This window comes from Nonomuraea sp. NPDC050153, assembly GCF_044460125.1.
Classification (GTDB): domain Bacteria; phylum Actinomycetota; class Actinomycetes; order Streptosporangiales; family Streptosporangiaceae; genus Nonomuraea.
This window is the reverse complement of the sequence record NZ_JBITJQ010000004.1, coordinates 346,508-363,122: the sequence shown is the minus strand read 5'-3', so window position 1 is coordinate 363,122 and position 16,615 is coordinate 346,508. Positions and strand designations below refer to the sequence as shown.

Sequence of the window (16,615 nt, the reverse complement as noted above, 5' to 3'; positions counted from 1 at the left end):
GGATGCGCCAGTTCGCTGAAACGGGTCTGGTGGCGCTCGATCTGGCCAATACGTGGGACGAGTACCTGGACGACCCCGAACGCCTGCCGGACGCGGCGGCCCTGCGCCGCTTCTGCCGTGAGCTGGGCGAACCCAGCGAGTTGGGTGAACACAGCGAGCTGACGGAGGGCGGCGAGCTGACGGAGGGCGGCGAACTGACGGAGGGCGGCGAAATGGGCGGACGCGGCGGGTTGGCGGAGGGCGGCAAGCTGAGCGTTGACGACCTGCGAGCGGTGCGTGCGGTGCGGGAGCGGCTGCGTGCCGTGCTGTCCTGCGACTCTCCCGACCGGACGCGTGCTCTGGCGCGGTGGGCGGGCGAGCTGCCGATCCGGGTGGTGGTGGAGGACTCGGACGGGGCACCACGACAGCGCCTCACCGCCCCGGACGGTGCCGACCTCGCCGAACGGCTCGCCGTACGATCCGTCGCCGAACTGCTCGACCTCGCCGCCTCGGGAGACTGGGAACGCCTGCGCCTCTGCGCGGCCGACCCCTGCAAGGACGCCTTCGTGGACCAAAGCCGCCCGGGCAAACGCCAGTTCTGCTCGACCCGCTGCGCCAACCGCGCCCACGCCGCCGCCTCCCGAGCCCGCCGCCGCTGAGCCTCGGGCGTGCGGGCGATATCCAGGCGACCGGCACGTGCACCGGTCCGGTGGTGATCTGGCCGATCTTGCGCTGGATCTTCTGCGGGGGATCGGGATGACGTCGGGCGCGAACGCCTCAATGAGGTCCGCTGGAGAAGGTCGTCTGGTTGCCCTGCACGCTCATCGCGTTGTCATGCCGCGTCGCCGGATGCGCAGGGTGCCGTTGGCGCGAGCGACCGGGCGACGCGGCGCCGGTTTCACGCAGGGCGTCATGGAGGGGATCCAGGTATCCCAGCTGTGGGCGGTCGGGCTTCAGCCGGGCCCGGGGTTTTCAGTCGAAGAGCTCTTCGGCGGTGGTGGCCTTGAGGGATCGGACGAGCCAGCTCTCAAGGAGGGCGAGGTCGGTGCATGCCAGGACTCTCTCCCGGGTGGAGTCCGAGACGGGTATGTCGCGCTGCTCCAGGATCTTCAGCACGGACTTCGCTTCGCCACGGGCCTCACCTTCGGCCCGGAGCATCTCCGCGAACTCGGACTTGAACCGGTAGTTCTGCATGGCCATCAGAGATCTCCAGATCTGCCGGGCTTTAGTGTTTCCGAGGCCTATTTCCGTTTGCTCGGCGAGGTATGCGGCGGTGTCGGTGTCGACCGTGGTCAGCGCGATATCCAGGGCCTCCAGTATCGCATCGACCTTGGGCGAATGCGCATGCGTGATCGCCGAGAACATGGCGAGCACCGATTCGTTTTGGGCTCGCGGGCCCATTTGGCCGTGGACTTGTCCTGGCAGATCACGCTCCCGCCGCCGTTGAGGCTCCCAGGGCAGCCGGGAATTGCCGGTCTTTTGCACGGCCACGTACAGGCCGATGGCTCGTTGAGCACGGCCCTGACGCGCTCGTTTAGATCTCGCTGCCTCAGGAGTGGGCGTATCGGCCTGTCCAAGCAGAAGTCCTCATTGCTGGGGTACTTTGGTCGGGCCTCTCGGACGGTTGATCGAGATTCTGCTTGGTATCGCCTGGGTCGGCCCCGAGGGACAGTCCGGTCCACCGCATGGACGAGAGAGGCGAACCGTACGAGTTCCCACACTCCTACGTCGATGTGGCCGAGATAGCAGGCAGAAGACGACGATGGGGCCGAGGGTCGGTCAGATGCTGAAGGCCATCACGGAGCGCTCCAGCGAGCGAGACGTGCTCATCATCAACACCGAGCCAGCACGCTAGACGCGGTTTGCCGCGTCCTGCATCCGCGCCGCGTAGACCGCCAGGTCGCGAGGATAGCCGGTCAACTCGGGCAACGTCGCCCGGAAGCCTTCGGCGGCCACGTGCCAGTCTCGCACCGCGTAGGCGGCATTGGCCTTGTGCAAGCGTGCCCGTACAGGGTCCAGCCAGTACAGCCAGTTCGGTCGATCCTGCTCATCGGGGGTGCGTAGAGCCAGTTCATAGGCCTGATCGGCAAGGCGGCGGGATTCGTCGCGCTCGCCCACGGCTGCCGATGCCAGACTCGCCTGATGCGCCGTGATCGACGCCGTGGTGGGGGATGCGCCTACGGCCTCTTGGCAGGCCACTTTGGCGATCTTGTAGGCGCGTTTAGGGTCGCTGTGCTTGAGCATGTAGTAGCTCCGAACCCTGGTCACCCACGCTGCCATGTCAGCCGATCCGGCGTCTACAGCCCATCCGTGGGCGAGGTCGAGCCAGGCCAGAGCAGGCCCCGCGTGTCCATCCCGATGAGCCACCCATGACAGCCAGTGGGCATGCTCGGCTGCGAGGATCAACAGCCGATCCGCCACAGGCCCAGAGGTGTCCGGCAGTAGGCGTGTAACCGTGTCGAGTTGGGAGCGAACCACAGGCCATAGCTCCCTACCACCCACCGTGTCCTCTGCCCTGCGATGTTCGGTCAGTACATGTGCTATCCAGTCAGCGATGCGCACGTCGGCACGGCCGGTGGTGTGCGCTCGAGAGATCCTTTCGCGTAGTTCCGAGTCAGGCGACCATTCGGACATTTCTGGACGGTGTGCCCCACCCAGTTCTTCCGGCACGTGCAACCCCTCTGTGATCCGCTGAATGAGATCGGCGTCCATGATCCGCCTGCGGCCGTTCTCAACTGCTGAAATATGGGGCTGTGGCATGTCGATGAGCTGCCCGAGTCGCGCTTGCGAAATGCCGAGAATATTCCGATAAGTACGGAAAATGACCGGCCAGTCTTTGCGCAGCCATGCGGCACGAAGACGCCCTTCTACCCAGGGCTGCGGACCTGTCATATGCCGGACGATACCCCCTGCGTATACAGCCTCGGTATTGGTTTCGCTGCTTTGATTTCCCAGGATGAGGACGGTTCTGGAAAGCGGAACCCGCCGAACGCGGCGAACGTTCGACGGGCTCCTTGACCAGGAAGGACCTCCTGACCCGTGGGCAACTTTAGGGCCTCACCCCGTTCCCCCCGCCTCGATCATCTGACGATCACGACCACCAGCAGGGTTGTCCGCACGCCGCACGGCCCCCTCTTCACGGAAGGCGCGTGAGATGGCCAGGGAGCAAGCGCTGTCGGGCGCCGAGCTAGACGCGCTGCTGCGAGTCGCAAACGAGAACGTGCGCCAAGTCGTAGCGCAGGCAGCGACCTTGCAGGACTGGACGGCCCGCCAACTGTCGGTGCTGCGCAACACCTATCCCTCGTGGGACATCGACCGCGAACGCGACCCGTCCGGACAGGTGTTGTGGACGGCACGGCTACGCCAGAGGCTCACGGTCGAGATGGTGACGGCCGGGGCCGTGCAAAGCGTCCGGCAGCCTGACGCCATCGCGCTCGCATCCGCCCTGTCCTGGCAGTCCTACCTGATCCACAGCGGAAGACGGCCCCGCCTCGGGCCACCCTGAGCCGCCCTGGCCCGCCGGTCGCAGGTACGGCAGGCCGGGGTTCCAAGCGCCCAGGCGCGTCCGCGCCCGGGAAACCCGCCCCGCGACCGCAGGGGCCGACCGAGAGGAGAACCGCACCATGGATCTGTACCGGCAACAGCTCGGCGACGTGCCGTTCAGCAGGCTGCGCGACGGCAACCAGGACAACGACGAGATGGAGTCCTGCGTGGAGATCGCCCCCATCCCGGGCGTTGACGACGCCTACGCGCTGCGTGACTCGAAGAACCCCGATGCCGGGACCCTCCGGTTCAGCGGTGCCGAACTGCGTGCCGCAGGTGTGACCACCATCTAGGCACCGCCCAACCACCAGGGCGGCCCCTGCCTGATCAAAGCAAGCAGGGGCCGCTCACGCACTCTACGGGAGCACGCTGACCATGCATTGGCATGCCTACCAGTGGACGGGGAACGGTGCAGACCGCGCCAACGAGGCGGAGCGCCGCCCGTCATCGCCAGACTTCCCCACCTCGCCGCTTCCGCCGGTGCGGACCGGCGATTGGCTGGCCAAACCCGCATCGCGCATCGCGGCTACGTTCCACGAGGTGAGCGAGGCGGCCGAATGGCTGGCAGCCGAGTACGGCAAGGTACGCGGCGCGCTGCTGCTGCCCGAAGGCATCCCGCTTGAGGGTCGGCTGGAGTACGCGCGCGACGCGCTGCCACGTGGCGTTGACGTGCAGTGGGGCGAGTGGTTGCAGGGCGCGCGGTTCGCCGGCATCGGTGTGATCTGCAACCCGAACCGCCATGTGACCCATCCCTGCCCGATCCGGCGAAGCGCCGGGACCAGCACGTCATGAGCAGGAGTGACGAGGGCACGGTTCCCGCAATCCCCGTGGTCGCCTCGGGGATGCCTGGCCTTGCGTGGTTCCCGTACGACTCCCTGGGGACGCGGACGAGGGTCAGGGAGTACCTCACCCGTGGGAACGTCGAGTATGAGCAGTGCATAGAGGGTGGCGCGTACCTGATCCGTCGGACGCAGCGGAGCAACGCGGCAAAGCCCACGGTCATGGAGATCGGCCGTGGCAGGACACGGATCGTCGTGCTTGATCTCTGGCAGCTGATCGTCATGGGGGACATCGGCTGACAGGCTCTGCACGGTGCGTCCACAGCAGTACGAGAGCTTAGGGGCGGCGTTCCCGGTGGAAGCAGCCTCCGCGCCAGTGGGTCGAAAACCCCTGCCGAACTGGGTTCCGGATCGGTTGCTGCTTTGGCCCTGCTACCGACCAGGTCAGAGCATGATTCGGGGTGCTGGCGCGGTTCCGCTGGAAGTAGCCGGCCATGCGGAGGGCTGAAAATCCCTCCTGAGCCGGTTTCTGGGTTGGTCGCCGCCTTAGCTGCTGCCCACTACCAGGGGTCGGGGCTTGGCCCGACTGGAAGCGGTGGACGGCTCAGCGTCTCGGGCCCGGCCTGGGCGCGGCGAGAGAATAGAGCTGACCGTGTCACACTGACGTGGATTACCGCAGCTCAACCTGCTTGTGTGGGCGGTTTGCCGACGGCTCTATGGGCGTTCTGCCGAACTTTGTGTGGGCGTTCTGCCGATACTTGTGTGGGCACTTTGCCGAAAAGTGTCCCAGCGAAGTGTTCGGGCCACCCGCGCGGCGCGCCCCTCTCGTCCTGGAAGACCTCGGCCACGGCAGGCGGGAGGTAGGACCCGGTGCAGCGGTCCGAGCGGCTCGGGTAGTCGTCGTCGGTCACGGATGATCCCCGTGCCGGGGGCCTGCCGCGTCCTGTCCTACCAGAGTCGGTGGACACTCCCGGCCCACCAGCCTCGCTTCGTCGCAGCCGCTGGTCCCTTTCCCTTTCCCCCACGGCGAGGCGTGCTTGCGTGGCTTACACAGCAAGTCTCACAGAGCAAGTCGTAATGCGGCCCTCGCAGCAGGGTCTTGTTCAGGTCAGGGTGGGCTCCAGCGGGCCAAGCCGGTAACCGGGTCCCGGGTGGGCCATGGCGCCGAAGGCGCGGGGGGTGCGCCGTCAGGCGCCTGAATGAGAACGCCTGAGTCCCCGGCGCGAAGCGCCCCTGGCAAAGACCTTTGGCTCGGGGCGGGGTCCAGCGGGCTCACCCGGTGATTGGGCAATGGGTGGGTGGAGCCCGCGCAACCTACTGCTAGCCGAAGAGGGGGCGGCCCCAGTAGTCGCCGGCGTCGCGGACGCCCGGGGGGCAGGCGAACAGGCCGCTGGAGACGTGTTTGATGTACTCGTTGAGGGTGTCGTTCTTGGCCAGGTTCATCTGTACCGGTACGAACTGCTTGCGTGGGTCGCGCTGGTAGGCGATGAAGAACAGGCCCGCGTCCAGGCGGCCGAGGCCGTCGGAGCCGTCCACGAAGTTGTAGCCGCGGCGCAGCAGGTGCGCGTTGCCGTTGGAGGTCGGGTGGGCGAGCCGTACGTGGGCGTCGTCCTTGATGGACGGCTGGCCGTCGGCCCCCTTGGACGCGAAGTCCAGCGGGTCGAACTCGGCCTTCTTGCCCAGCGGCGCGCCTTCGCCCTTGTCCCGGCCGAAGATCTGCTCCTGCTCCGCGAGCGACGTGCGGTCCCAGGTCTCGATCGCCATCCGGATCTTCCTGGTCACCATGTACGAGCCGCCCGCCATCCAGTCGCTGCCGTCCTGCGCGGAGGCCCACAGCTGGTCGCGGAGCAGGGCGGCGTCCTCCAGTTTGAGGTTGTTGGTGCCGTCCTTGAAGCCCATCAGGTTGCGCGGGGTCGCCTGGGAGCGGGACGTGGACGACGTACGGCCGAAGCCGAGCTGCGACCAGCGTACGGAGACCTTGCCGAAGCCGATCCTGGCCAGGTTGCGGATGGCGTGCACGGCGACCTGGGGGTCGTGGGCGCACGCCTGCACGCAGATGTCCCCGCCGGAAATTTCCGGAATGAGCTGCTCTCCCGGAAATTTCGGCAAGTCGGCGAGAGCCGCCGGCCGCTTGTCCGCAAGCCCGAAACGGTCGTCGAACAGCGTCGCCCCGAACCCGATCGTCAGCGTCAGACCCGAGGCGGGCAGCCCCAGCGCCTCACCCGTGTCGTCGGGCGCGGCCTCCGGCGCGCCGCCCACCGCCCCGTACGACCCGGCCTCCTTGCCCTGCGTCAGCCGGGCGGCCGCGGCCGTCCACTCCTGCAGCAGATCGACCAGCTCGGCCCGCTTCTTCGTGGTGACGTCGAACGCCACGAAGTGCAGCCGGTCCTGCGCAGGCGTCACGATGCCCGACTGATGCTCGCCGTAGAAGGGGAACGGGTCGGAGGTCGACGCGGCGTGCGCGACCGGTGGCTCCTCGAAGAGCGTGTTCGCGGCCACGACCCCGGCCCCGACCACGGCGGCGCCCGCGGCCCCCAGCCCGAACAGCCCTCTGCGGCTCACCCGCTGGCCCATTGCCGGCACCTCCCGCTACTTGGTGATGACCGGCGCGATCTTGCTGATCGGCTCGGCCAGCGCGTTGATCGCGTCCGACAGGGTCTTCAGCTCGGCCTTGGACAGCTCGTTGTGCAGCTGCCAGCCGTCGCCCTTCTGGTGCGCGCCGAGCGCCGCCTCGGCCGCGGCGAACTTCTCGTCCAGCGTCTTGACCAGGTCGGGAGCCCGGTCCTCCAGCACCGGCCTGAGCGACTGCACGGCCGCCTTGGAGCCCTCCAGGTTGGCGTCGAAGTCCCACAGGTCGGTGTGCGACCAGATGTCCTCCTCGCCGGTGATCTTCCCGGTGGCCACCTCGTCGAGCAGCTCCTTGGCGCCGTTGGCGAGGTTCAGGGGGGTCAGCTCGGCGGCGTTCGACTTGGCCACGATCGTCTTGACGTCGGCGATCAGCTTGTCGGCGATGGCGCCGTCCTTGCTGATGTCCTTCTTGATCCACAGGTCCTTCTCGATCCTGTGGAAGCCGGTCCACTCCTCGCCGTCGGCCAGGTCCGCCTCACGGGCGTCGATGGCCGGGTCGAGGTCGCCGAAGATCTCGGCCACCGGCTCGATGCGCTCCCAGTACGTACGCGAGATCGGGAACAGCTCCTTGGCCTTGTCGATCTGCCCCGCCTTGACCGCGTCCACGAACTCCTGCGTCTTGACCAGCAGCGTGTCGCTCTGCGACTTGACGTAGCGCTTGTAGCTGGCGACGGCGTCGGCGAGCTGGGCGTCCTCGGTGAGCGCCTTGTGTTCGCCGCTCACCTTGAACGCGTTGCGGATCCCCTTGCCGACCATGCCGGGCTTGCAGGCGGTCTCGTACGCGCCCGCCGGCAGCTCGGCGATGAGCTCTCGCGTCAGCCCGGGCACGATGTTCTCGACCTCGGCCATGACCCGGTCACCAGGGGCGTACACGTAGAACTCGGTCACCTTGGTGCCGCCGTTCGTGATCGTGAACGTCGTGGTGCCCGCCGCGACCTCGGACGCGCCGACCTTGCACTCCGTGTCGGACGCCGCCACGGTGATCTTGCCCGGCTTGGCGGCGGCGGAGCCAGAGGGGGAAGCGGGGGTGGCCGGGGTGTTCCCCGAGCCGCAGGCGGCCAGCGTCGCCAGGGCGAGCGCCCCGAAGGACAGGCGGATGGGGGTGCGCATGATGCTCCTGATTCAGGCCGCGGAGGAAGCGGGTGACGGCGTGGACTTCACCCGCGAATTACGCAGGAAGAAGAAGAGGGTGGGGACGAGGTAGCAGGCCCAGGCGATGGCCTCGGCGACGCTGGGCTGGGGCGTGATGTTCAACATGCCCGCCAGCAGCGTGCCGTACCAGGAGTCGGCGGGGATGGCGTTGCTGATGTCGAAGGCGTACGTGTTCAGGCCCGGCAGGATGTTGGCCTCTTGGAGGTCGTGCACGCCGTACTTGAAGATGCCCGCGGCCACCAGGATCAGCAGCAGCCCCGTCCAGGTGAAGAACTTGGTGAGGTTGATCCGCACGGCGCTGCGGTAGAGGCCCCAGCCGATGAGCACGGACGTGAGCAGCCCCAGGCTGATGCCGATGAGCGGCTCCGGCGTGGTGACCGCGCCCTGCACGGAGGCGAAGAACAGGATCGCCGTCTCCAGTCCCTCGCGGGCGACGGCGAGGAAGGCCATCACGACCACCGCGATCGAGCCCAGCTCCAGCGCCTCGGAGAGCTTGCCGCGCAGCTCGCCGGAGAGCGCGCGGGCCGCCCGGCGCATCCAGAAGATCATCCAGGTCACGAACACGACGGCGAGCAGCGAGGTGATCGCGTCGAACAGCTCCTGCCCCGTGTGCCCCAGGTGCGCGGCGGTGAACGTCAGCAGCGCCCCGAACCCCACGGACAGCGCGACGGCCGCGCCCACCCCTATCCACACTTGCGGGAGTTTGTCCTTGCGGTCACTCTTGACCAGGAAGGCGACCAGGACCGAGACGACGAGTGCCGCCTCAAGACCTTCGCGCAGTCCGATGAGGTAACTGGCGAACACCGTCACTCCCGTTGCTGAGGTTCTGCTTGGCATTTCCTGAGGAAAGCCTTACCTAAATTAGGGCAGGCGAAGCATACCTAGCGCAAGGGCCGAAAGCGACAGTGTGCGGAGAGTCACGTTCGCAGGGTCATCCCTTCGTCGCGCCCGCGGTGAGGCCGCCGACCAGGTGACGTTCCGCGATGGCGTAGAAGCCGAGCGCGGGCAGCATGGCCAGGACGAGATAGGCCAGGATGCGGGCGGTGTCGGAGGCGTACTGGCCCTGGAACTGCTGGATGCCCAGCGGCAGCGTCCAGCTCGACTCCTCGGTGAAGACCACGAGCGGCAGCATGAAGTTGTTCCAGCTCCCCACAATGGCCAGCACCGAGACGGTGGCGATGGCGGGCCGGGCCATCGGCAGCAGGATCCGCCAGAAGAACCCGAACGGGCCGCAGCCGTCGATGATGGCCGCCTCCTCGATCTCGCCCGGGATGCTCCGGAAAAAGCCGCGCAGAATGATGATCGTCAGCGGCAGGCCGAAGGCCGCCTGCGTGAGGATCACGCCCAACGGGTTGCCCAGCAGGCCGAACGAGCGCAGCAGCACGAAGATCGGCAGGATCGCCACCGCGAACGGGAACATCAGCCCGGCCGTGAACAGCGTGAAGAACAGCTCCCTGCCGCGGAAGGCGAACCTGGCGAAGACGAACCCCGCCAGCGCCGACACCCCCACGGTCAGCACGGTCGTCAGGACCGCGATGAACGTGCTGTTCCACAGCTGCAGCCAGAACGAGCCGGAGCCGATCACGTCGGTGTAGTTGCCCGTCGCCCAGGTCGCGGGCAGGCCGAACGGGTTGGTGGACAGCTCGCTGGTGGACTTGAAGCCGCCGATCAGCGCGTACACCACCGGGATGATGATGAACAGGCCGACGATCCACGCGATCAGGTGCAGCGGCAGGGTGTTGCGCCGCGGCGAGGACTTCCTCCGGTGGATCATCGGCGCTCTCCCATCGAGGTGGTCGCGCCCTCCAGGTCGCGGCGCATCACGAAACGCTGGTAGACGAGGGCGAAGACGAGGCTGAGCCCGAACATCACGACGCTGATCGCGCTCGCGTAGCCGACCTGGGAGCGCTTGAAGCCCCAGTCCATCATGGTGACGGCCATCGTCTCGGAGGAGTGCGACGGCCCGCCCTGGGTGAGGATCCACACCAGGTCGAAGAGCTGGATCGTGTAGATGACGGACAGGAAGACGCTGATCCGGATCGTCGGCCCGAGCAGCGGCAGCGTGATGTGCCTGAACGTCTTCCAGCTCGTGGCCCCGTCGATCTGGGCGGCCTCGATGAGCTCGTTCGGAATGCCTTGCCGTCCCGCGAGATAGATCATCATGTGGAAGCCGAAATATTTCCAGGTCATGACCAGGAAGAGCGACGGCATCACGGTGTCGGGGTCGGCCAGCCACTCCGAGTCGAGCCCGAACACCGACAGGAGCTGGTTCGCCATGCCCGACTCGGGCGAGAGGATCAGCGAGAACAGCACGCCCGTGATGACCTCGGAGAGCACGTACGGCGCGAAGAACACCACCCGGTACAGCGCCCGCCCGCGGATGCGCTGGTTCAGCAGCATCGCGATGGCCAGCGAGAACGGGAGCTGGACACAGACCGACAGCAGGACGAGGACCACCAGGTGCCACAGGTCCTGGCCGAAAATTTCGGTGCCGAGGAGCCGGGTGAAGTTGTCGAGCCCGATGAAGTTGGTCGGCAGTCCGCCGAACCCGTTCCACCGGAACAGGCTGGCGTAGAACGCCACGAGGATGGGCGCGACGACCAGGAAGAGGAACAGGGCCAGGGCGGGCAGCAGGAACAGGGCGATGGTCACCCAGCGGCCGCGCCGCCTGGCGGCAGGGGAGGGGGCCGGAAGCGTGACCGCCTCCGGCCCTTTGACGAGGGTCGTCATCCTTCGCTCTTGGCCACTTCGGTGATGGCCTCGCCGACTTCCTCCGGTGTCTTCGTGCCGGCGATGAGTTCGGCGACGCTGTCGTTGACCTGCTGGCCGACGGCGGGCGGGTAGGCCTGGTCGAGGTAGAGCTGGTAGCCGCCGGCCGCGGCCAGCTGGGTCGCCACCTGCTTGAGGTTGGGGTCCTTGACCGCGCTCTCCTCGCCCTTGAGCACCGGCAGCACGCCGCCGGACTCCACGGCCTTGGCGTGGTTGTCCATCTCGGTCATGAACTTCACGAACTCCACGGCCTCCGCGGGGGCGTCCGCGCCCACGGCCAGGCCGCCGCCACCGCCGAACGCGTCGGTGGCCGAGCCCTTGCCGCCCTCGACCGCGGGGAAGGGGAAGAAGCCCAGGTCGTCGCCGAGCCCCTTGCCGGAGTCCTTCTGCACGGCGGGCGCCCACTGGCCCATCAGCTCCATGCCGGCCTTGCCGTTCGACATGGTGGCCGCCTGGCCGTCCGGGGTCGAGTACGCCGCGCCGAGGAAGCCCTTCTGGAACGGCTGCAGGTCCGCCAGCGCCTTGACCTGCTGCCCGGCGGCCACGAAGTCGGGCTTGGTGAAGTCGTGGTCGGCGGCCGCCTGCTTGAGCGCGTCGAGGCCGGCGATGCGCATGGCGAGATAGGCCCAGTAGTAGTGGCCCGGCCACTTCTCCTTGCCGGCCAGGGCGATCGGGGTGACGCCCGCCGCCTTGAGCTTCTTGACGTCCTCAAGGAATGCCGACCAGGTGGCGGGCGGCTGCGCGATGCCGGCCTTCTGGAAGAGCTTCTTGTTGTACCAGAAGCCGACCAGGCCGATGTCGGTCGGGAGCCCGTACGTCTTGCCGTCGAACTGGTACGCGCTCAGCGCGGCCGGCGTGAAGGTGGGCAGGACGTCGGCGACGTCGGAGGAGATGTCCTTGACCAGCCCGGCGTCGATCTGCTGCCTGAGCACCCCGCCGCCCCACGTGGCGAACAGGTCGGGGGCCTTGCCCGACTGCGTGATCGTGGTCAGCTTGGCCTTGTACGCCTCGTTCTCCAGGACGGTCGCCTTGATCGTGACGTTGGGATGCTTGGCCTCGAACTCCTTGGCCCGCTGCGCCCAGAGGGTCTTGAGCGGATCGGCGGTCGACAGGTGCCACCATTCGAGGGTGACCTTGGCGGGCGAGCCGCCCTGCTGCGGGGCCGTGCTGCCGCCCCCGCCCCCGCCGCAGCCGGTTATGAGCACTGCGGTCGCGATCAACACCAGACTGCGTTTCATCCAGGGGTCCCTTCCACTCAGACTGGCTCGGCCTGCCGTACGGACCCCTGCACGTGATTTGCGGGACGCAGCGTGACTCATGGGGCACGGTGCGGCGCACCGGGCGAAAGTTTCGTTACCACCCCGATAGTTTCGCTGCCTGGATCGTAGGTAGGTGCCGCACAAAGCGTCAACACCTCGGGTGGGAGCGATCCCAAACCGAAACTTTCGGCTACACTCCCGAACGTGTCAGGAAAGCGGCGGGTGACGATCGCACTGATCGCGGAGGAGGCCGGGGTCTCCATTCCGACGGTGTCCAAGGTCATCAACGGACGTCCAGAGGTCGCTCCGGCGACCCGCCATCGAGTCGAACGACTCCTTCAGGAACACGGCTACCAGCGGCGCATCAGCCAGGACGACACCCCGGCCGGCCTGGTCGACCTGGTCTTCGCCGAGATCGAGTCGCCATGGGCCATGGAGATCGTGCGCGGTGCGGAGGGCGCGGCCCACGAGGCCGGGGCCAGCGTGGTCATCTCCGTCCTGCACACCCATGCCGGACCGGGCCGCGACTGGCTCGAACGCCTGGCCGCCCGCCGTACCGACGGTGTGGTCATCGTCGCCTCGCGCCTGTCCACCGGCATCCAGGCCCAGCTCAGCGCGCGCTCGCTCCCGTTCGCGGTGGTCGACCCGGAGGGCGAGCCCGCCCCCGGCGTCGTCTCGGTCGGGGCCACCAACTGGAACGGCGGCCTGGCCGCCACCCGCCACCTGCTCGAACTCGGGCACCGGCGCATCGGCATGATCAGCGGCCCCACGGACATGCTGTGCAGCCAGGCCCGCGTGGACGGCTACCGCGCCGCCCTGGAGACGGCCGGGGTGCCGATCGCGCCCGAGCTGATCCGCCGCGGCACGTTCCTGGTCGAGTCGGGCCACGACGAGGGCCACGCCCTGCTCTCCCTGGACGAACCCCCGACGGCGATCTTCGCGGGCAGCGACCTGATGGCCTTCGGCGTCTTCGAAGCGGCCCGCCAGCGGGGCCTTCGCGTCCCCGAGGACCTGAGCGTGGTGGGCTTCGACGACCTGCCCCTGTCGAAGTCGGCCTGGCCGCCGTTGACCACGGTACGGCAACCGCTGCAGGAGATGGCGGCCCTGGCCACGCGCACGGTTCTGGCGATGGGGCGCGGCGAGGTCCCGGAGACGAAACGGGTCGAACTGGCGACCGAGCTCATCGTCCGAGACAGCACGGCCCGCCACGAGTAGGCGGGCCGGGGCCCCGTTGGCGGGACCGGTCCCCCTACGCTGCGTTGCCATGCAGTCATCACACGAAGGGGAAACGATGGCCGACCGCCAGCCCGTACCGCGCAACCTCTGGCAGTCCAGGGGCATCATGATCGTGCAGGGCGTGCTCGGCCTCCTCGGTGGCATATTCGTGATGGCCCTCGTCAACGGCTCGGACATGACCGGGGGCGCCGGCCTGCTGATCACGCTCGCCTTGGTGTCCGTCGCCGCGGCGGTCGCCCTGCTGGCCTGCGCCGTCCTCCTGTACCGCGGCCTGCCCTGGGTCCGGGTCACGACCCTCGTCATCGAGGGTTTCACCGGCGTCGGGGCACTCGTCAGCCTGGTCTCCGGCCTGGTCGAGGGCTCGTTCCAGCCGACGGGGACCATTCCGCTGGTCCTGAGTTTTCTGGTGATCACGAATCTGGTCCGGCCCGAGGTCAGGGACTGGTTCTCAGGCAGCCCGGCGTAAGGGCGGCCCGCGACCCTGACGAAAGCAGTCTCCGGTCGTAGGTCAGGGGGTCAGGCGGCGCGACAACCAGGCCAGGGCGAGCGGGTAGCGGTACTCGATGGCGCCGTGGCCGGCGTCGAAGAGCTCGAAATAGACGTTCTCGTCCTTGACGCCCGCCGCCTCCAGCGCCCGCCGGAACGCCACGGCCCCGAAGTCCAGGAAGAACTCGTCCTTGCTCCCGGCGTCCACCCAGATCGCCCGCATCGAGCACAGCGCTTCGGCGTGCCGCGGGGCCATCATCACGGGATCCCAGGACAGCCAGCGCTCCCACACCTCCGGCACGACGGCGCCCGTGTCGTCGAAGGGCACGCGTACGGTGCCGTCGGGCTCGGCGGAGTAGGCGGCCGAGTACGCGTACATCTCCAGCAGCTCCAGATCCCCTTCCTTCGTCCCGGCCAGGCGGCCGCGGAAGTCGGCGAGGAACTTGTCGTACGAGCCGTCGTACATGTCGCGCAGCCGGCGCGCCACCTGGGGGAACGACCTGCGCGAGCACACCTCGAACAACGCGTCACCGGCGTGCGTGGCCAGCGCCCCGAACACGTCGGGCGCCAGCATGGCGGTCACCATGGCCCCGTAGCCGCCGCTCGACTTGCCGGTCACCGCCCGGTGGTCGCGGTCGGCGATCGTGCGGTAGCGGGCGTCCACCCACGGCACGACCTCGTCGCGCAGGTAGGAGTGGTAGCGCCCGGTGCCGGGGGAGTCGAGGAACTGGCTGCCGCCGAGCGAGGTCCACGCGTCCACGTACACGACGATCGCGGGCAGCGCCTCCCCGGAGGCGAAGACGGCGTCCGCCAGCTCCGGGTACGGCTGCCGGAACGGCGCCCGGTTGAGCCACATGGCGACGTGACCGGTGTAGCCGAGCAGCACGTAGATCGAGGGGTAGCGGCGGGAGGGGTCGTCGTCGTAGCCCGGCGGGACGTACACCATCACCGGGCGCTCGTGCGGGTCGCCCAGGGGGTTGCCGCGCAGCAGGGCGCTGTCGATGACGTCGTGGTCGAGGCGGCCGGCCAGTTCGGCGGACCAGGGCAGCATGACGAATCCTCTCAGCCGGCGGACGAGGTCACCGTGTCCACGCCCGTCTGCGTGACGGAGCGCCCGGACACCAGGACGAGCGTGAGGTTGCGCAGGTCGGAGAGGCGTTCGAGCGGATCGCCCTTGACCGCGATGAGGTCTGCGCGCTTGCCCGCCTCCAGACTGCCGGTCACCCCGCCCACCCCGCAGGCGTCGGCGGCGCGCACGGTGGCCATCTCGATGATCTCCGCGTGGCCGAACCCGGCCTGCGCGAACACCTCCAGGCCCCCGATGTACCCGTCGGTCTCGTTGGCTATGCCGCCGTTGACGAACCCGGCGTCGGTCCCCGCGATGAGCCGGATTCCGGCCTCCCGCATGGCGGCCACGCCGTGCAGCCAGGCGTCGATCATCTTGGGGCCGTGGAGCTCGCGCATCCGCCAGAACACGCCGTGCACGGTGGGGCACACGTACGTGCCGCTGGCCGCGACGAAGTCGGCCAGCCCGGCGTCGTACTCGTGCCCTGACGGGCCGAAGAACGTGCAGTGCTCCACGGTCGTGACGCCCGCCTCGACGGAGCTGCGGATCGAGGCGTGCGCGTGAGCGTGCGCGGCGACGCCCTTGCCGCGCGAGGCGGCCTCCTCCACGACGGCCCTGATCTGCTCGGTGCCGTACTGCGGCACCCAGCTCGGCGGCGCGCCCGGCGTCATCAGGCCGCCGGAGGCCATCACCTTCAGGCAGTCGGCGCCCGCCCGGAGGTTCTCCCTGGCGACGCGGCGGATGGCGGGCTCGTCGTCGGCCTCGCCGCCCATGTACCAGCAGTGGCCGCCGGTGATCGTGATGGGCCTGGTGGCGGCCACGATGTGCGGGCCGACGGCCAGGCCCTCCTCGATCGCGTCGCGCAGGGCCAGGTCGAGGAAGCCGCGCGAGCCCAGGTCGCGGGCGGTGGTGACGCCGGCGGAGACGAGCTTGCGGGCGTTCTCGGCCATGCGTAACAGCAGGTGGTGGTCGCTCTCGGAGCCGCGCCGCGTCACCGGGTCGACCTTGGCGTCGAACCCCAGGTGCACGTGCGCGTCGATCAGCCCCGGCAGCACCGTGTGGCCCGGCAGGTCGAGGACTTCGGCGGCCTCGCCCGCGCTGCCGCGCGGCCCCACGGAGACGATCCTGTCGCCGTCGATGAGGACCTCGCCGTCGGCGACCACCTCGCCGGGACGCCCCGTGAGCACTCTGGCCGCGCGAATGATCCTCATGCACCGACCTTAAGACCACGAGAAGCGGATCTAAAGCCCGTCCCCGCACTCTGGGGACATGACACCGCAGACCGCAGAGTACGAGATCACCCGCCACTTCGACGCCCCCCGCGAGCTGGTGTGGGCCGCCTGGACCGAGCCGGAGCGCTTCTCGCGGTGGTTCGGGCCGCGGATGCTCACCGCGCCGGTCGGCCGGATCACCCTGGACACCCGCCCCGGCGGGATCTGGCGGGCCACGCTGGTGGGCGAGGAGGGGTTCGAGGCGACGCTGGACGGCACCTACCGCGAGGTGGCCGAGCCGGAGCGGCTGGTGTTCACCACGGGCGACCCGGACAACCCGGGCGAAGGACCGGCGTCGGTGGTCACCATCGACTTCTCCGAGGCGGACGGCAAGACGGGGATGCGCTTCCACCAGTACGGCGTCAACACCGACCCCGCGCACGCCGAGCAGGCCAAGGCGGGCTGGACCGAGTTCTTCGACCGGCTCGCCGAGCACCTTGCCTAGCT

18 protein-coding genes are annotated in these 16,615 nt (G+C 68.6%); 8 read left to right on the top strand and 10 right to left on the bottom strand.

Translation table 11 applies throughout. The features are described 5' to 3' along the window. Positions 1 to 2: 2 nt before the first annotated feature. Positions 3 to 638: a CGNR zinc finger domain-containing protein gene (locus ACIBQ1_RS13735; RefSeq protein WP_397277263.1), complete on the top strand. Its 636-nt coding sequence runs from the start codon at positions 3 to 5 to the stop codon at positions 636 to 638. Positions 639 to 951: 313 nt separating this feature from the next. Here the strand turns inward: ACIBQ1_RS13735 and ACIBQ1_RS13730 are convergent, their stop codons facing one another. Both ACIBQ1_RS13730 and ACIBQ1_RS13725 read right to left on the bottom strand, forming a co-directional pair. Continuing rightward, entirely contained in the window at positions 952 to 1,353 is a 402-nt protein-coding gene (locus ACIBQ1_RS13730) for a hypothetical protein (RefSeq protein WP_397277261.1), read from the bottom strand. A 477-nt stretch (positions 1,354 to 1,830) separates the two neighbouring features. After that, complete coding sequence (locus ACIBQ1_RS13725; RefSeq protein ID WP_397277259.1) at positions 1,831 to 2,871, bottom strand: helix-turn-helix domain-containing protein; 1,041 nt, start codon at positions 2,869 to 2,871, stop codon at positions 1,831 to 1,833. Positions 2,872 to 3,133: 262 nt separating this feature from the next. On the opposite strand from ACIBQ1_RS13725, the gene ACIBQ1_RS13720 reads away from it, so the two are divergent. The 4 genes from ACIBQ1_RS13720 to ACIBQ1_RS13705 all read left to right on the top strand — a co-directional run bounded on the left by ACIBQ1_RS13720 (position 3,134) and on the right by ACIBQ1_RS13705 (position 4,601). Further along, positions 3,134 to 3,484 carry a hypothetical protein gene (locus ACIBQ1_RS13720; protein WP_397277258.1) on the top strand — a complete coding sequence of 117 codons (351 nt, stop codon included), beginning with the start codon at positions 3,134 to 3,136 and terminating at the stop codon, positions 3,482 to 3,484. A 118-nt stretch (positions 3,485 to 3,602) separates the two neighbouring features. Next, positions 3,603 to 3,815, top strand: coding sequence for a DUF397 domain-containing protein (locus ACIBQ1_RS13715; protein ID WP_397277257.1), 213 nt, complete (start codon positions 3,603 to 3,605; stop codon positions 3,813 to 3,815). Positions 3,816 to 3,897: 82 nt separating this feature from the next. Continuing rightward, positions 3,898 to 4,314: a hypothetical protein gene (locus ACIBQ1_RS13710; RefSeq protein ID WP_397277256.1), complete on the top strand. Its 417-nt coding sequence runs from the start codon at positions 3,898 to 3,900 to the stop codon at positions 4,312 to 4,314. Further along, entirely contained in the window at positions 4,311 to 4,601 is a 291-nt protein-coding gene (locus tag ACIBQ1_RS13705) for a hypothetical protein (protein WP_397277254.1), read from the top strand. Before ACIBQ1_RS13710 ends, ACIBQ1_RS13705 begins: the two co-directional genes overlap by 4 nt. 1,020 nt (positions 4,602 to 5,621) lie before the next feature. Here the strand turns inward: ACIBQ1_RS13705 and efeB are convergent. From efeB to ACIBQ1_RS13675, 6 genes are all read right to left on the bottom strand, one after another. Continuing rightward, on the bottom strand, positions 5,622 to 6,875 hold the full coding sequence (gene efeB, locus ACIBQ1_RS13700) for an iron uptake transporter deferrochelatase/peroxidase subunit (RefSeq protein WP_397277252.1): 1,254 nt from the start codon (positions 6,873 to 6,875) through the stop codon (positions 5,622 to 5,624). A 15-nt stretch (positions 6,876 to 6,890) separates the two neighbouring features. Continuing rightward, a complete protein-coding gene (gene efeO / locus ACIBQ1_RS13695) occupies positions 6,891 to 8,039 on the bottom strand; it encodes an iron uptake system protein EfeO (protein WP_397277251.1) in 1,149 nt (382 codons plus the stop codon). A 12-nt stretch (positions 8,040 to 8,051) separates the two neighbouring features. Next, complete coding sequence (gene efeU, locus ACIBQ1_RS13690; RefSeq protein WP_397277250.1) at positions 8,052 to 8,885, bottom strand: iron uptake transporter permease EfeU; 834 nt, start codon at positions 8,883 to 8,885, stop codon at positions 8,052 to 8,054. Positions 8,886 to 9,012: 127 nt separating this feature from the next. After that, entirely contained in the window at positions 9,013 to 9,855 is an 843-nt protein-coding gene (locus ACIBQ1_RS13685; protein WP_397277248.1) for a carbohydrate ABC transporter permease, read from the bottom strand. After that, a complete protein-coding gene (locus ACIBQ1_RS13680; protein ID WP_397277246.1) occupies positions 9,852 to 10,811 on the bottom strand; it encodes a carbohydrate ABC transporter permease in 960 nt (319 codons plus the stop codon). Before ACIBQ1_RS13680 ends, ACIBQ1_RS13685 begins: the two co-directional genes overlap by 4 nt. Beyond that, positions 10,808 to 12,088 (bottom strand): extracellular solute-binding protein, encoded by a 1,281-nt coding sequence (locus ACIBQ1_RS13675; protein WP_397277245.1) that lies wholly within the window; start codon positions 12,086 to 12,088, stop codon positions 10,808 to 10,810. The genes ACIBQ1_RS13680 and ACIBQ1_RS13675 overlap by 4 nt, the downstream gene beginning before the upstream one ends. A 225-nt stretch (positions 12,089 to 12,313) precedes the next feature. Here ACIBQ1_RS13675 and ACIBQ1_RS13670 point away from each other — a divergent pair, with 225 nt between their 5' ends. Together ACIBQ1_RS13670 and ACIBQ1_RS13665 are read left to right on the top strand one after the other, a co-directional pair. Continuing rightward, positions 12,314 to 13,324 carry a LacI family DNA-binding transcriptional regulator gene (locus tag ACIBQ1_RS13670; RefSeq protein ID WP_397277244.1) on the top strand — a complete coding sequence of 337 codons (1,011 nt, stop codon included), beginning with the start codon at positions 12,314 to 12,316 and terminating at the stop codon, positions 13,322 to 13,324. A gap of 76 nt (positions 13,325 to 13,400) precedes the next feature. Continuing rightward, positions 13,401 to 13,811: a hypothetical protein gene (locus ACIBQ1_RS13665; RefSeq protein ID WP_397277242.1), complete on the top strand. Its 411-nt coding sequence runs from the start codon at positions 13,401 to 13,403 to the stop codon at positions 13,809 to 13,811. Positions 13,812 to 13,853: 42 nt separating this feature from the next. Here ACIBQ1_RS13665 and ACIBQ1_RS13660 read toward each other — a convergent pair whose 3' ends face one another. Continuing rightward, positions 13,854 to 14,882, bottom strand: coding sequence for an alpha/beta hydrolase (locus ACIBQ1_RS13660; RefSeq protein WP_397277241.1), 1,029 nt, complete (start codon positions 14,880 to 14,882; stop codon positions 13,854 to 13,856). A gap of 11 nt (positions 14,883 to 14,893) precedes the next feature. Continuing rightward, the gene (locus ACIBQ1_RS13655) at positions 14,894 to 16,108 is read right to left on the bottom strand and encodes an amidohydrolase family protein (RefSeq protein ID WP_397277240.1); all 1,215 of its coding nucleotides are present in this window, start codon (positions 16,106 to 16,108) and stop codon (positions 14,894 to 14,896) included. A 58-nt stretch (positions 16,109 to 16,166) separates the two neighbouring features. Here ACIBQ1_RS13655 and ACIBQ1_RS13650 point away from each other — a divergent pair, with 58 nt between their 5' ends. Then, on the top strand, positions 16,167 to 16,613 hold the full coding sequence (locus ACIBQ1_RS13650) for an SRPBCC domain-containing protein (RefSeq protein WP_397277239.1): 447 nt from the start codon (positions 16,167 to 16,169) through the stop codon (positions 16,611 to 16,613). The last annotated feature ends 2 nt before the right edge of the window (positions 16,614 to 16,615 follow it).